This is a genomic window from Flavobacterium sp. ZB4R12 (genome assembly GCF_048276375.1).
In the GTDB taxonomy this organism is placed as follows: domain Bacteria; phylum Bacteroidota; class Bacteroidia; order Flavobacteriales; family Flavobacteriaceae; genus Flavobacterium; species Flavobacterium gawalongense.
In genome coordinates, this window is sequence record NZ_JBLNKS010000003.1 from 113,532 (window position 1) to 127,295 (window position 13,764).

Sequence of the window (13,764 nt, forward strand, 5' to 3'; positions counted from 1 at the left end):
AATGGAAGATAATTCATTAGAACAAAAATTTAGTAAGTTTATAATCATTGTATCAATTGTGATTCCGGTTGTAGTCGCGATTCTTTTTGGAGTGAAACTAAAAGATTTTGGCTACAATGTTGAGCCGCTTTCTTTTTTACCTCCAATTTACGCTACTATCAATGGAATGACGGCTCTTGTTTTAATTGCCGCTGTACTTGCCATTAAAAACGGAAAAAGAATACTTCATGAAAGATTGATGACTTCAGCAATTGCTTTATCTATAGCTTTTCTTGTTATGTATGTTGCGTACCACATGACTGCTGATTCTACAAAATTTGGTGGTGAAGGGACAATTCGATATGTTTATTTTTTCATTTTAATCACGCACATCATTTTATCCATTGCTATTATTCCAATGGTTTTAATAACTTATGTTAGAGCATTATCGCAAAAATTTGATACCCATAAAAAGATTGCCAAAATCACTTTTCCAATCTGGTTGTATGTTGCTGTTACCGGAGTAGTTGTTTACTTAATGATTTCACCATATTATGTATAGAAAAGAAAGTGTTCAGTGTTCAGTTTTTAGTGTTCAGTATTCAGTGCTAAACATGAAAAATTTACTTTTTGTTTTTTGTTTTTTGTTTTTTGAAGTTGCTTCCTATGCACAATGTGCTATGTGTCGTGCAGCATTGGCTAGTGAAGGCAATACAGCGAAAGCGGCAGCTGTCAATGACGGAATCGTTTACTTAATGGTAATTCCTTATATTCTAGTTGGGGCTATTGGTTATGCTATCTATAGAATGAAAAAGAAGAAAGCCTAAGGGTTAAAAATTTAAAAAAACAACCCAAATTCCATTTTATCTGAATGGCTCCCTCCCCTTCGGGGAGGGTTGGGGAGGGGATCTCTATTTTAAACCATCTACCGATACATTTACAGTTCCTTTTACTTGTATAAAGGCAATGATAGCCTGATTTGTTAGTTCAATTTTTTGAAATTGAATATCTTCCATTTTTCCATTTACATAAACACCTGGCATGGGCGAATAATTCTTCAAATAATTTACCATGCTTTGTTTTCCTTCGTCTAAATTTGGTTTTATAGAGTAGCGACAACTTTGCTGAATTTTTTTTAAAATTAATCCTTGAGCAAGCCAGTTAGCAGTGCGCATTAATTTATTCTTTGTGTCTAAGGCATAATCCAATTTGTCAAAAAATACTTCTTTGGTTTGTTCGTTGTATTGTGGAAATCCAGCCAGATAAATAGTTCCGTCAACAGATCCCAATACATCCAAAGCAATTATCATTTTGCCGTTTTTATGCCAAATAGCTACGTTTTGCGCTTTAATTTTCTTACTTCCTGAGCCAAATTCCTGTCCAGAGAAATTTTTGGTCATTATTTTTGAAGCTTCTTGATAGGTAGAAACTGCAACAATATTTGCTGTCATTTCTTCCGGGATTTTTGTGACGGGTTTCAGAACGATTTTGTTTTTGTTAAATTTAGATTCTGGTTGTCGTCCTATCAATGTTTCCATGTTGCATTTCATTCCCATTCCCAGTATGAAAGTGTCGTTTTTTAGTTTGGCGCTGGTAGAATAAATTTCAATAGGAACAATTCGAAGCCAACTTTCATACGTATTACTCATTTGAAAAGGAGTGCAAATTTTTTCTAATGCGGAAAGAACATTAGGTTTAAAGTCCATAGATTTTGCTATAGCATCATCAATCTTTTTTTCGATTTTCGATTTAAAAAGTTTTATACCAGGATTAATTAAATAAGTGACGGGCATATTTTTTCCAAAAACGGTCATTGTTGGACTTTCATTCCAATCTAATGATTTTAATTCGGTTTTTGTGTTTAATTTCCAATTGATTAAATCCACATCACTTATCAAAGTCACAACGCCATCAAGGTTAAATTCTTTAGTGTTGTATAATTCCACACCCAATTTTTTTGCGCCGATTCTATATTTTATTATAGCCTTCAATGGCAAAATCGTTTTTATTTTTTCTCCTGCCCCGAAGCTTCGGGATCCGTTATCATTCGTGATAGTGATTGGTGCTTGTTTCCAAACTTTCATTTCAATATCATCATCTTCAATGTTGTTATCCTCATAGATTAATCCGTTTAAGAGTGAATTAGTTTGGTTCTCAATATCCTTTAATTTTATGCTAATTGGTAAATTAATAAAAGAAGGTATGTTTTCGTAAACTAAGGGAATAGCATCATCTGGTTCGGGTTTTAATGTAGCTATTTTTTGAGATGTGGAACAACCGGAAGTCAACACAATAAGAAGGGTAATCAGTAAGACTGAAAAGGATTTTAGCATTTTATTTTAGTTTAAAAGAGCAAAATTAACAAAAGAAATATATTTTTAGGATTTTTTGTAACAAATGGTAATTTTCAAAGTCTAATTGTTTTTATAACTGATTTATGGGTGAAATATTTCATATTATTCCATGGCTCTTTATTAGAAAAAGTTAAATTTGTTTAGCAGTGATACTGCACTTTTATTCAAAATATATGAAAAAAAGAAGTTTTTTTAGTTTAATTCTAATGTTAGTTTGTAGCATAACAATTCAGGCGCAATCTAAAAATTGGGCCTTGGAAGAATGCATAAAATATGCCATACAAAACAACATTTCAATCAAACAAACCGAATTAGATTCTAAAACGGCAGCTATTGATAAAAAAGGCGCGATAGGAAATTTTCTTCCATCTTTAAATGTCAATGCTTCTCACTCTTGGAATATTGGTTTGAATCAGGATATTACAACAGGACTTCTGCGCAATCAAACTACTCAGTTTACCTCCGCTGGTGCAAATGTCGGTGTAGATATTTACAAAGGTTTGCAAAATCAAAACAACCTTCGTAAAGCCAATCTTTCGATAGTTGCAGCGAAATATCAATTGCTTAAAATGCAGGAAGATGTCGCACTGAATGTTGCTAATTCTTTTTTGCAAGTGCTGTTTAATAAGGAAAATCTAAAAGTACAAAAAGAACAATTGGCTATTAATGAAAAACAGTATGCCCGTTCGCAAGAATTAGTAAACGCAGGATCTATTCCGCGTGGAGATTTATTAGATATAAAAGCCACAGTAGCTTCAAACAACCAAAATGTTATTGCTGCAGATAATGCTGTATTAATTTCAAAATTGAGTCTAGCCCAATTATTACAATTAAAAGATTTTGAGAATTTTGATATAATTGATGGGACTTCCGCTAAAGATGAAAATAATATTTTGGCTCAAACCCCAACTGTTATTTATGATAAGGCTAAAGAAGGTAGAACAGAATTAAAAATTGCCAAAACCAATTTGGAAATTGCCGAGAAAAATGTTGCTATTGCAAAAGGGGCTTTTCAACCGACACTTCAAGGGTTTTATAGTTTCAATAGCCGTGTATCGTATGCAGACGTTCCTCAATATGACCCTATTACAGGAACTATAATTGGAGCTCAAAAGCCTGATCCTTTTTGGACTCAATTTAGTGACAACAAGGGACAATCTTTTGGTGCTCAATTGTCAATTCCAATATTTAATGGATTTTCAGCAAAAAATAATGTAGAGCGTTCCAAAGTGAGTTTAGAAAAATCAAAAATCGCATTAGAACAACAAGAATTGGATTTGCAGAGAAATGTTTATACTGCTTTCACGGATGCTAAAGGGGCGCTAAATGCTCATGAATCTTCAGTTGTAGCATTAGAGTCAAGACAAGAAGCCTATAATTATGCCAAAGAAAAATATGCAGTGGGGTTGATGAATTCTTTTGATTTCAACCAATCACAAACCTTACTCACTAATGCACAATCAGAGGTTCTTAGAACGAAATACGATTATATTTTTAAAATCAAAATTTTAGAATTCTATTTTGGAATTCCAATCATTAAAAACTAGATTATTATGTCAAAAAAAACAATTTATATCTTAATTGGTAGTGCTGTGGTACTTATTGCATTATTGATAGTGCTTTCAAAAAAAGGAATTATAGGAAATAAAGATAAAGGGAAAGAAGTAGAAATAGCCCAAGTTGATGCAACTACAATTGTTGAAACCGTTTCGGCTACAGGAAAAATTCAACCTGAAATTGAAGTTAAAATATCTTCTATGGTTTCTGGTGAAATTATTTCATTACCTGTGAAAGAAGGACAAGTAGTAAAAAAAGGAGATTTATTGGTAAAGATAAATCCTGATTTGTATACTTCGGGATTAAATAGAACAGTTGCTAATTTGTCTGGAACTAAAGCAGGTTTGAGTCAGGCAGATGCCTCTTTTAAAGAAGCCAAAGCAAGTTATGACAGAAATAAAACTTTGTTCGATAAAGGAATTATTTCCAGATCAGATTGGGATAAATCTATCGCTTCTTTTGAGGTTGCAAAAGCGGCCAAGCAAACGGCTTATTTTAATGTAAGAAGTGCTTCTGCTTCAGTAAATGAAGCTCAAGATAATCTTGGGCGAACAATTATTTATGCACCTGCTGACGGGACTGTTTCGGTACTTAATGTTGAGTTAGGTGAACGTGTATTGGGAACCCAGCAAATGGCTGGAACCGAAATATTGAGAGTTGCGAATCTAAATAACATGGAAGTTGAAGTTGATGTAAATGAAAATGATATTGTAAAAATAAAAGTAGGTGACGAAGCAAAAGTTGAAGTTGACGCTTATTTGAAAAAACAATTTAAAGGGATTGTGACAAGCATTTCTAATTCGGCGAGTTCTTCTTTGACCGCTGACCAAGTAACTAATTTTAAAGTTAAAGTAAGAATACTTAAAGAATCATATCAAGATTTATTAAAAGGAAAACCAGATGCATATTCTCCTTTTAGACCAGGAATGACGGCAACAGTTGATGTTATTACCAAAACAAAAAAGAATGTATTGTCTGTGCCAATAAGTTCAGTTGTAGTAAAATCAGATACAGCTGCAGTTAAGGAAATAAAAATTGAGGATCCTAAATCCGATGAGAAAAAAGCAGCACCTAAAAGTGATAAGAAATTTGAATGTGTTTTTGTAAAAGTAGGTGATAAAGCTAAAATAAGAATCATTAAAACCGGAATTCAGGATGATACTAATATTGAAGTTTTAACTGGACTTAAAAAAGGAGATGTCGTTATTACGGGTCCTTACACTACAGTTTCTAAGGAGCTTAATTCTGGAGATAAAGTAACATTAAAAACAGAAAAAGATAAAGAAGAAAGCAAGAAGTAATACATAAAGTACATATATTTGAAAATCACAATCATAAATTTTATTTTATGATTGTGATTTTCACATTAAAAATAAAAATATAAAATTGGATTATATACTTAACATCGAAACCGCAACTAAAAACTGTTCTGTTGCTCTTGCAAAAGAAGGAAAAACGATTCTGTGCAAAGAAATTGCTGAAGAAGGGTATTCTCACGCCGAACGATTACATGTTTTTATTGAAGAAATTATACAAGAAGCAGGAATTACTTTTAAAGATTTAGTCGCTGTTGCGGTAAGTCAAGGTCCCGGGTCTTATACGGGATTGCGAATAGGAGTTTCTGCCGCAAAAGGGCTGTGTTTCGCTTTAGGCATACCTTTGATAGCTATTGATACCTTGAAAACATTAGCTTCTCAGGTTAAAGTTTCAAATGGCTTGATTATTCCAATGATTGATGCCAGAAGAATGGAAGTGTACAGCGCTGTTTTTACCCCTAATTTTGAAAATAGGAGAGCAACTTTGGCCGAAATCATTACTGAAAATTCATTTGAAGATTTTCAGGAAATACTTTATTTTGTGGGAGATTGCGCAGAGAAGTGCAAAACAGTTCTGACTAAAGAAACTTTTGTTTTTTTAGATGAAATCAAGTTTCCTTCGGCAAAGGAAATGAGCTTGTTAAGTTTTGAAAAATACAAAATAAGCGACACGGTAGATGTCGCTTATTTTGAACCGTATTATTTGAAAGATTTTATGATTACTACCTCAAAGAAATAAGATACTTAAATTAAGAATTAGCCTTGGATGATTCTCTTACATAAGGTTGAATGACAATTCCGGCAGTATCAAATGCTAGTTTACAGCTTTCTAAAGTTTCAGAAAAAACAACACCAAAATCTTCGTTATTTGCCCATGGTCTAACTGCAAGTTGGATGGCGTTATCAGTCAAATTCTTTACAGAAACTTCAGCACTTGGAGTTTTTAGTATTTTGGGGTTACTGTTTAAAACGGTAGTAATTATATCTTTTGCTTTTTTAATATTGGTATCGTAGGAAATGGCAATTGTCAAATCGGCTCTCCTGTATCCTTGTAAGGAGTAATTGATAATAGTGCCATTTGATAAAGATCCATTTGGGACAAAAATAGTTTGATTGTTAGCCGTAATTAATTTGGTTACAAATATTTGTATTTCGCTTACTGTTCCAATAACGCCTTGCGCCTCAATTGTATGACCAGCCTTAAATGGTTTGAAGAGAATAATCAGCATTCCCCCTGCAAAATTAGATAAAGAACCTTGAAGCGATAAACCTACTGCAAGTCCCATTGCGCCAAGAATAGCTACAAAAGAAGAAGTTTCTATTCCTAGTTTTGAGATAAAAGTCACAAATAATAATACTCTTAAAATCCAAAGCAATATATCGGCAAGAAATTTTGTTAATGTAGGGTCTAAATCCCTTTTTATCATTATTTTTCTAATGAATCTATTGATAAGTCGAATCGTGTAAAGGCCTGCAAATAAAATTACAAAGGCAGAAATTATTTTTGGGGAATAATCAATTAATGCTTTTACAAAAGTATTGGCATAATCAGTAAGTTGATTAGGATTTAAGTTCATTTTTTGAGTAATAAAAAACCCTCTCAAAAGAGAAGGTTAAATTTGAAGTGCAAAAATATAAATAAATTATTTTTATATCAATTAATCGGCGTCTTCTTCTATTTTATTTATGGTTTTCTTGGCAATTTCTTTTGCTTCAGCATCTGCATCACTTGCAAATGCACTCGCTTTTTCAGAAATAGTTTCAGTAGTTTCCGAAACTGCAGTTTTTGTTTCAGTTGCTAAATCTTCAGCTTTCTCTGCAGTTACGCCAGCTTTTTCTTTTATGGTTTCCATAGTTTCCGAAGCTACTGCTTTGGTTTCAGTTGCTACCTCTTCAACTTTATCTGCAGTTACGCCAGTTTTTTCTTTTACAGTTTCTACCATTTTTCCTAAAACATCACTTGCTGTTTCCTTAGCCTGACCAGTAAAATCCTCTACTTTCGCTATGATTGGTGCAGCTGTTTCTTTTACTTTGTCAAATGTCTCTTCCGCAAAAGTTTCTGCTTTTTCTAGATATGGGGATGTGGTTTCTTTTACTTTCTCAAATGTTTCTTCGGCAAATGTTTCCGCTTTTTCAATATAAGGTGCAGCAGTTTCTTTTGCTTGTTCAAAAGTTGTTTCCGCTTTGTCTGCTAATTCGCTGGCTGTTTCTTTGGCTGAGCCAAACAAATTTTTAAAAAATGAAGATAGTCCCATGGTGTTTATGTTTAATTAGACTTACAATATTAAGCAATTTTTTCTAAGAATGCTTTATTAAACCATTAATAATTTGCTGAAAATCAGTGTTTGATGCTGAATATATTTGTTTTTGACAAGCATAAAATAGTGTTTCGTCGTTTTTAAACGGTGAAGCTAAAAATAGAAGATTTGATGTTTTTTGGGTTACTGCCAAAACAATATTCGGGATATACATGCTGTTTATTTTTGCACAATACTCTGAAGCTAATGCTCCACAAAGGGTCAATTCTTTTTTTTGCCAAATAATTTGAAGCTAAATCTAAGCTTTCCAATTAACAGGATTGTTGGCGTTGTAATAAATAGAGGCAGGTTTTTAAATTTAGTTCGTTCATTGGGATTGTTTTAGCCCAGATTACTTCACTTAATCCACATTTTCATCGGAGTTCAGTGAACTTCGTTTGAAGTGGAAATCCTTTCTAGTCCAGAACTTGTTTCAGGATACTGAAACAAGTTCTGGACTAGAAAGATTGTAACGTATAGCTGGAAATAGCTCCTAAAATAAATTATAAATAAAAAAAGCGTCTCAAATGAAACGCTTAAATTAATTGGGTCAAATTAAGCTATTCGAGTTCGAAAGTTAATTTTAAATTTACTCTATATTCTGTGATTTCTCCTCCACTTACGGCTGCACTATGGTCTTTAATGTATACCGAACGGATGTGTTTTACGGATTTTGCCGCCTTCGCAACTCCTTTTCGAGCTGCATCTTCCCAACTTATATCTGAGCTGGAAAGTATTTCAATTACTTTTAATACTGACATAATTTCTATTTGTTAAGTTAAAGATTAAATGTACCTATTTTATTTAAAATTTCAATTTAAAATGGCAATTATTTTCATCTAACTATAACATTATCAGTTAAGTGTGTGTTTTGTTTATGCATTTATCGCTTCCACTTTAATTCCTTCGTCGTTCAGCATACTTTTCAGCATATTTTCTATACCACTTTTCAAAGTGAATGTTGATGACGGGCAACCACTACAAGCGCCTTGCAAAATTACTTTTACGGTTTTATCAGTTTCGTTATAAGAGTCAAATGCAATATTACCTCCGTCAGCTTGTACGGCTGGTTTTACATATTCCTCTAATATGTTGATGATTTGTTGTGAAGTGACATCCAGATTGTCAAATTCTTTTGCTTTAGTATTTTCTTCAGCTGTTACGGCTTCAATAAAATTTTCATCTAAAACGGTTCCTCCGTTTTCGATATATTGTTTAATGAAACTTCTTATTTCTAAGGTGATTTCCTGCCAGTCATTGATTTCATATTTGGTTACGGAGATGTAGTTTTCGTCAATGAAAATTTCTTTTACGTAAGGAAATTTGAAGAGTTCTTTTGCCAATGGCGAAGCACCAGTTTGATCAATATTTTTGAATTCAATAGCATTTTTGGTCAACATTTTGCTCACCACAAATTTCAAAGCAGCTGGATTTGGAGTTGTTTCTCCATAAACCGTAATGGGCTGTTTTTTAGTTTTGTTTTCATCTATTGTTATGATTGTTCCGCCATCATTTACAAATTTCTCTATTTGTTCTGCCACTGCATCTTTTACATCTTCCCATTCTACAATGCTATATTTCTCGATAGCAATGAAGTTTCCCGAGATATAAATTGTTTTTACGAATGGCAAGTAAAACAATTGTTGTGCAAGAGGGGAAGATTTAGCCTCATCTATATTTTTGAATTCGAAACTCTCATTTTGAGTAATGAAATCCTGAAATTCAAATTTTAATATAGTAGGGTTTTGTGTTTCTTTTATGGTAACTTTTGTCATGATCTTTGTAAATTTTTACAAATTTAGTAAAGTTATTTTCTACGAATAGCTATATTTGAATTTTAATAAAATAAATTAACAGAAATTTAGTTATTAACTAGGTATTTATACCTTTCATTGAGTCAGCAATCATCTTTATATAATAGTATTTCTATGTATAACAAAATTAAATTTTTTGCGGTCCTATTTTTTGTGTATCAATATTCTTTTTCACAAGAAGGAGTTGCAGTTTATTCTGATTACTTATCAGATAATTATTATTTAATCCATCCTTCAATGGCTGGAGCTGCAAATTGTGCAAAAATTAGACTTACTGCACGGAAACAATGGTTTAGTCAAGAGGATGCACCAGAACTTCAGACGTTAAGTTTTAATGGAAGAGTGGGGGAAAAAGCAGGAGCGGGGATTATTCTTTTTAATGATAAAAATGGGTATCACTCTCAAAAAGGGATAAAACTTACGTATGCGTATCATCTTATGTTTTCCAGAGATGAAATTGATTTGAATCAATTGTCTTTTGGTATTAGTGCTGGATTGATTCAAAGCCAACTGGATGAAACGGAGTTTAGGCAGTCTGGGGATTTCGATCCAATTATTAATGGAACTATTGTGCAAAAAGATTCTTACTTTAATTTTGATATTGGAGCATCCTATAATTATTTAGATTTTTATGTTCATGGGACGGTTAAAAATGCGATTGAAACCAGAAGAGATATTTACACTGAATATGAAAGTGATAATTTAAGAAAATATTTATTGAGCGCTGGTTATGTTTTTGGAAACAGAGAAAAAATATTATGGGAACCATCGATTTTATTTCAACTTGTAGATAAGACGAAAGAAAAATCGATTGACTTTAATGTTAAAGCATATAAAAGTATGGATTTCGGAAAACTTTGGGGAGGTTTGTCTTACCGTCGAAGTTTAGACGGAGCTGAATATACTGATGGAGCTGGAGTTTCTAAACAAAAACTTCAATATATTACTCCTATAGTTGGAGTCAATTTTAATAATTTTATGCTCGCTTATACGTATTCAAATGTATCGGGCCCTGTAAAATTTGATAATGGAGGATTCCATCAAATTACTTTGGGAATCAATTTATTTTGCAAGGCTGAAAAATACGAATGTTACTGTCCAGCAATCAATTAATTTACTCTATCCATGTTGATTAAATCTGTTAACGGAAAATCGCCTTCAATACCTGAAGATTGTTATGTAGCCGAGAATGCCACTATTGTTGGTGATGTTAGCTTTGGTACTTCATGCAGTGTTTGGTTTAATACCGTAATAAGAGGTGATGTGAATTTCATAAAAATAGGTAATAAAGTAAACATTCAGGATGGTGCAGTAATTCATTGTACCTATAAAAAACATCCAACAATTATAGGAAATAATGTTTCTATTGGCCATAATGCCATTGTTCATGGTTGTACGGTTCATGACAATGTATTGATTGGAATGGGAGCTATAGTAATGGATAATTGTGTTATCGAAAGCAATTCTATTGTTGCTGCCGGAGCTGTTATTACTCAAAATACTGTTGTTGCTTCAGGTTCGATTTGGGCCGGTGTTCCTGCCAAAAAAGTAAAAGACATTAATCAATCTGATTTTGCAGGTGAAATCGAACGCATTTCGAATAATTATGTAATGTATTCCAGTTGGTTTAAAGAGGAATAGGATTTAGATTTTTTTTTGGGTAATTGTTTCTTTATGAATTTCTAAATAAAAATGGGCAAAAAAGATAAGAAGTTATTCTGATAGGATTAAATATTCAACAGAACTAAATTATGATACGGGTTATCTGGAGGTTGATAATAAAAGAATTAATTCGATGTCATTTTCTCTTGGGGTTTCACTTCCTATCGAAAACACATTTTCAGCGCTGAATATCACCTATTCCTACGGGCAAAAGGGTAGAATCAGCGATGGACTTATCAAAGAAAATTATCACAAATTGTCACTTAATTTATGTTTAGATGGAATTTGGTTTGTCAAAAGAAAGTTTGAATAGACTAAAAATCGATTTTTTTAACAAAATATTTATGCTCTAAAATCTCAGATAATACTTTCGGATTGGTATTGGTAAAGAAAACAGGATTGCTTTTTTCGGTCGAGGAAAAACCTATTTTTTCGCCTAATAGTTTTTGAGTTTGTTTAGCTACAGCTTCACCAGAATCGATAATTTTTACATGTTCTGGAAGTATTTTTTTTATTTGAGGAATCAGATACGGATAGTGGCTACAGCCTAATACTAAATAATCGATGTTGGCTTCAATCATGGGTGTGAGATAGGAGTGAAGCAGTTTTGTCATTTCTGGGGAATTGACATCACCATTTTCAATTAGTTGCACTAATCCATGCCCTACTTGTTCAATTATTTTTGTGTCTTGATACATTTCAGTAGTCTTATTAAAAAGCTCACTGTTCAATGTGCCTTGTGTAGCAAGAATTCCTATGATTTGTGTTTTAGAATGAGTCGCTGCGGGTTTTATGGCAGGCTCAATGCCGATGAAAGGAACATCATACTTTTCGCGTAATTCTCGAATGGCATTTGTAGTTGCAGTATTACAAGCTACAACAATTAGTTTACAGTTCATTTTAAGCAGAAAATCGGTGTTTTTCATGCTTAAAGCAACAATCTCTTCTTTTGATTTTTGGCCATAGGGGGCATTTTTACTATCGGCTAAATAGATTGTTTTTTCATTAGGGAGTAAATCATGAATGGCTCTCCAAATTGAAGTGCCACCAATGCCTGAGTCAAAAATTCCTATTGGTTGATTGTTATTCATAAAAACAAAGTTAAGTGCTAGCATTTAAATTTCCTAAAATTTATTTTAACAAAAAAAAAACTGCTCAAGACCAAATTTTGGGTGAGCAGTTTTTTGAACTATTAGAGCGGTTTTTTAGAAACCTAAATCTTTTTTTACATCAGCAGTCAAGTTTGGACCATCTGCAAGTAAAAGTGTAGAACCATCTAACACATATTGAAACCCTTTTGCTTTACCAACTTTTTGGATAGAAGTTCTTACTTTTTCCATTAAAGGTTTTACAATATCAGATTCTTTTTGTTGCAATTCTTTTTGAGCATTGTCTCTAAAATCAACAATTCTTTTTTGCATATCTTGAACTTCTTTAGAACGTTCTCCATTTACAGCTTCAGTTACTGTTGCAGATTCTGCTTCATATTTTTTTAATTTTGCTTGGTATTCTTCAACCATTTTTTTGTAATCAGCATCATAAGTACCACTCAATTTCTCCAATTGTTTTTGAGCGTCTAACATTGCTGGCATTTTTGACATGATTTCACTCACGTCAACATGAGCAGTTTTTGCTTGTGCGTTAATAGTTTGGTTTGCACCAAAGAAAAGTATTCCGGCAATTAGTAAAGTTTTGATTTGTTTCATCGTTTTTAAAATATTTAGTATTAATTTTTGTTTGTATTTTCTTTTAATTTTTCGGCTGCAGCTTTTTTAATAGCTTCTCTTTCTTCCAGTATTTTTTTTCTTTTTTCTTCTAAAGCTTTTTTACGGTCCTCCAAGACTTTTTTACGATCTTCTAAAATTTTTGCTTTTTGTTCCGCTTGTTTCAGTTTAGCATCTTCTACTGCTTTTTTTGAAGCCACTTCAGTCGAATCATTAACTATCGTTTTTGTTTTTAAATCTTCTGTTTTAGCAGAGACAGAAACCGTGCCATTTTTTTTTGCTTCTCTCTCAGATAGAAGTTGTTTTCTTCTTTCGTCAAATTGTTTTTTCTTTTCTTCCTGGATTAATTTTCTGTCAGCTATAATTTTGTCTCTCGCTGCTTTTTTCTCATCCAGTGCTTTTTGTCTGTCAGCCAAAACTGGATTCTCATCCATTGCATCCTCTTTGTTTTCCTTAGCCTCTTCTTCTTTAAGCTGTTTCTTGGTTAACTGTTCTCTCTTTTCAGTTCGATTCAATACACGTAAAACCTGATCGCTGATATCAAATCTTTTTGCTGCAAAAAGCATTGTCAAATCAGATGATTTATCAAAAATGAAATCATATTTTTTTGCTTCTGCAATGTCTTGTATAGCTGTAAAAACCTGATCTTGTATTGGTTTTGCCAGTACTGATTTTTGTTGAATCAAATCACCATTAGCTCCAAATCGTTTCTGTTGGTAATCCAAATTCTCATTTTCAAGGAACTTAATTTCGGTTTCTCTTTCGTCAATAAGTTCTTTTGTCAGCAAAGCTTGTTCTGCTTTTAGCGCATTTTTGAGCTTATCAATTTCATTTTTTTTAACTTCGACCTCTTGCTTCCATTTTTGAGCTTTTTGCTCTAATTGATTTTTGGCTTCCGTATAATCTTGTACATTCTGAAGAATATACTCCATGTCAATATAACCAACTTTGGTTCCTCTGGTTTGGGCTACAACTGTATTTGCAGCTATCAGGGCTAAAAATAGAAATAAAAATTGTTTTCTCATAACTTCAAAGTATTAGAAAAATTTTTAACTAATTTT

At 32.7% G+C, this 13,764-nt stretch carries 16 protein-coding genes; 8 read left to right on the forward strand and 8 right to left on the reverse strand.

Features of this window, described 5'->3' with window-relative positions; genetic code table 11:
- The first annotated feature begins 1 nt into the window (after position 1).
- Both ACNO7W_RS02975 and ACNO7W_RS02980 read left to right on the forward strand, forming a co-directional pair.
- Positions 2–541, forward strand: a complete 540-nt coding sequence (locus ACNO7W_RS02975) for a DUF420 domain-containing protein (protein ID WP_417936966.1) — start codon at positions 2–4, stop codon at positions 539–541.
- Between the two features lie 52 nt (positions 542–593).
- Positions 594–806 carry a hypothetical protein gene (locus ACNO7W_RS02980; RefSeq protein WP_143386000.1) on the forward strand — a complete coding sequence of 71 codons (213 nt, stop codon included), beginning with the start codon at positions 594–596 and terminating at the stop codon, positions 804–806.
- 84 nt (positions 807–890) lie between these two features.
- On the opposite strand, the gene ACNO7W_RS02985 is transcribed toward ACNO7W_RS02980, so the two are convergent.
- The gene (locus ACNO7W_RS02985) at positions 891–2,312 is read right to left on the reverse strand and encodes a DUF4403 family protein (RefSeq protein WP_417936967.1); all 1,422 of its coding nucleotides are present in this window, start codon (positions 2,310–2,312) and stop codon (positions 891–893) included.
- 194 nt (positions 2,313–2,506) lie between these two features.
- On the opposite strand from ACNO7W_RS02985, the gene ACNO7W_RS02990 reads away from it, so the two are divergent.
- From ACNO7W_RS02990 to tsaB, 3 genes are all read left to right on the forward strand, one after another.
- Positions 2,507–3,880 (forward strand): TolC family protein, encoded by a 1,374-nt coding sequence (locus tag ACNO7W_RS02990; protein ID WP_417936968.1) that lies wholly within the window; start codon positions 2,507–2,509, stop codon positions 3,878–3,880.
- 6 nt (positions 3,881–3,886) lie between these two features.
- Positions 3,887–5,191 (forward strand): efflux RND transporter periplasmic adaptor subunit, encoded by a 1,305-nt coding sequence (locus ACNO7W_RS02995; RefSeq protein ID WP_417936969.1) that lies wholly within the window; start codon positions 3,887–3,889, stop codon positions 5,189–5,191.
- Positions 5,192–5,276: 85 nt separating this feature from the next.
- Entirely contained in the window at positions 5,277–5,945 is a 669-nt protein-coding gene (tsaB, locus tag ACNO7W_RS03000) for a tRNA (adenosine(37)-N6)-threonylcarbamoyltransferase complex dimerization subunit type 1 TsaB (RefSeq protein WP_417936970.1), read from the forward strand.
- A gap of 10 nt (positions 5,946–5,955) precedes the next feature.
- Here the strand turns inward: tsaB and ACNO7W_RS03005 are convergent, their stop codons facing one another.
- The 4 genes from ACNO7W_RS03005 to ACNO7W_RS03020 all read right to left on the reverse strand — a co-directional run bounded on the left by ACNO7W_RS03005 (position 5,956) and on the right by ACNO7W_RS03020 (position 9,278).
- The gene (locus tag ACNO7W_RS03005; RefSeq protein ID WP_417936971.1) at positions 5,956–6,783 is read right to left on the reverse strand and encodes a mechanosensitive ion channel family protein; all 828 of its coding nucleotides are present in this window, start codon (positions 6,781–6,783) and stop codon (positions 5,956–5,958) included.
- A gap of 81 nt (positions 6,784–6,864) precedes the next feature.
- Entirely contained in the window at positions 6,865–7,461 is a 597-nt protein-coding gene (locus ACNO7W_RS03010; protein WP_417936972.1) for a hypothetical protein, read from the reverse strand.
- Positions 7,462–8,063: 602 nt separating this feature from the next.
- Positions 8,064–8,264 (reverse strand): dodecin family protein, encoded by a 201-nt coding sequence (locus tag ACNO7W_RS03015; RefSeq protein WP_143386006.1) that lies wholly within the window; start codon positions 8,262–8,264, stop codon positions 8,064–8,066.
- Positions 8,265–8,378: 114 nt separating this feature from the next.
- Positions 8,379–9,278, reverse strand: coding sequence for a NifU family protein (locus ACNO7W_RS03020; protein ID WP_143386007.1), 900 nt, complete (start codon positions 9,276–9,278; stop codon positions 8,379–8,381).
- Between the two features lie 153 nt (positions 9,279–9,431).
- On the opposite strand from ACNO7W_RS03020, the gene ACNO7W_RS03025 reads away from it, so the two are divergent.
- The 3 genes from ACNO7W_RS03025 to ACNO7W_RS03035 all read left to right on the forward strand — a co-directional run bounded on the left by ACNO7W_RS03025 (position 9,432) and on the right by ACNO7W_RS03035 (position 11,292).
- On the forward strand, positions 9,432–10,430 hold the full coding sequence (locus tag ACNO7W_RS03025; RefSeq protein WP_417936973.1) for a type IX secretion system membrane protein PorP/SprF: 999 nt from the start codon (positions 9,432–9,434) through the stop codon (positions 10,428–10,430).
- Positions 10,431–10,442: 12 nt separating this feature from the next.
- A complete protein-coding gene (locus ACNO7W_RS03030; RefSeq protein ID WP_143386009.1) occupies positions 10,443–10,958 on the forward strand; it encodes a gamma carbonic anhydrase family protein in 516 nt (171 codons plus the stop codon).
- Positions 10,959–11,112: 154 nt separating this feature from the next.
- Positions 11,113–11,292 carry a hypothetical protein gene (locus ACNO7W_RS03035; RefSeq protein WP_417936974.1) on the forward strand — a complete coding sequence of 60 codons (180 nt, stop codon included), beginning with the start codon at positions 11,113–11,115 and terminating at the stop codon, positions 11,290–11,292.
- A gap of 1 nt (position 11,293) precedes the next feature.
- On the opposite strand, the gene murI is transcribed toward ACNO7W_RS03035, so the two are convergent.
- The 3 genes from murI to ACNO7W_RS03050 form a co-directional block, all read right to left on the reverse strand.
- On the reverse strand, positions 11,294–12,070 hold the full coding sequence (gene murI, locus ACNO7W_RS03040) for a glutamate racemase (RefSeq protein ID WP_417936975.1): 777 nt from the start codon (positions 12,068–12,070) through the stop codon (positions 11,294–11,296).
- 114 nt (positions 12,071–12,184) lie between these two features.
- Positions 12,185–12,685 (reverse strand): OmpH family outer membrane protein, encoded by a 501-nt coding sequence (locus tag ACNO7W_RS03045; protein ID WP_143386011.1) that lies wholly within the window; start codon positions 12,683–12,685, stop codon positions 12,185–12,187.
- Between the two features lie 20 nt (positions 12,686–12,705).
- Complete coding sequence (locus tag ACNO7W_RS03050) at positions 12,706–13,728, reverse strand: OmpH family outer membrane protein (protein ID WP_143386012.1); 1,023 nt, start codon at positions 13,726–13,728, stop codon at positions 12,706–12,708.
- Positions 13,729–13,764 lie beyond the last annotated feature (36 nt).

Excerpts from the sequence above, each read along its gene's own strand:
- ACNO7W_RS02975 (WP_417936966.1), top strand. The coding sequence starts at position 2 with ATGGAAGATAATTCATTAGAACAAAAATTTAGTAAGTTTATAATCATT.
- ACNO7W_RS02980 (WP_143386000.1), top strand. The coding sequence starts at position 594 with ATGAAAAATTTACTTTTTGTTTTTTGTTTTTTGTTTTTTGAAGTTGCT.
- ACNO7W_RS02985 (WP_417936967.1), bottom strand. The coding sequence starts at position 2,312 with ATGCTAAAATCCTTTTCAGTCTTACTGATTACCCTTCTTATTGTGTTG.
- ACNO7W_RS02990 (WP_417936968.1), top strand. The coding sequence starts at position 2,507 with ATGAAAAAAAGAAGTTTTTTTAGTTTAATTCTAATGTTAGTTTGTAGC.
- ACNO7W_RS02995 (WP_417936969.1), top strand. The coding sequence starts at position 3,887 with ATGTCAAAAAAAACAATTTATATCTTAATTGGTAGTGCTGTGGTACTT.
- ACNO7W_RS03005 (WP_417936971.1), bottom strand. The coding sequence starts at position 6,783 with ATGAACTTAAATCCTAATCAACTTACTGATTATGCCAATACTTTTGTA.
- ACNO7W_RS03010 (WP_417936972.1), bottom strand. The coding sequence starts at position 7,461 with ATGGGACTATCTTCATTTTTTAAAAATTTGTTTGGCTCAGCCAAAGAA.
- ACNO7W_RS03015 (WP_143386006.1), bottom strand. The coding sequence starts at position 8,264 with ATGTCAGTATTAAAAGTAATTGAAATACTTTCCAGCTCAGATATAAGT.
- ACNO7W_RS03020 (WP_143386007.1), bottom strand. The coding sequence starts at position 9,278 with ATGACAAAAGTTACCATAAAAGAAACACAAAACCCTACTATATTAAAA.
- ACNO7W_RS03025 (WP_417936973.1), top strand. The coding sequence starts at position 9,432 with ATGTATAACAAAATTAAATTTTTTGCGGTCCTATTTTTTGTGTATCAA.
- ACNO7W_RS03030 (WP_143386009.1), top strand. The coding sequence starts at position 10,443 with ATGTTGATTAAATCTGTTAACGGAAAATCGCCTTCAATACCTGAAGAT.
- ACNO7W_RS03035 (WP_417936974.1), top strand. The coding sequence starts at position 11,113 with ATGTCATTTTCTCTTGGGGTTTCACTTCCTATCGAAAACACATTTTCA.
- murI (WP_417936975.1), bottom strand. The coding sequence starts at position 12,070 with ATGAATAACAATCAACCAATAGGAATTTTTGACTCAGGCATTGGTGGC.
- ACNO7W_RS03045 (WP_143386011.1), bottom strand. The coding sequence starts at position 12,685 with ATGAAACAAATCAAAACTTTACTAATTGCCGGAATACTTTTCTTTGGT.
- ACNO7W_RS03050 (WP_143386012.1), bottom strand. The coding sequence starts at position 13,728 with ATGAGAAAACAATTTTTATTTCTATTTTTAGCCCTGATAGCTGCAAAT.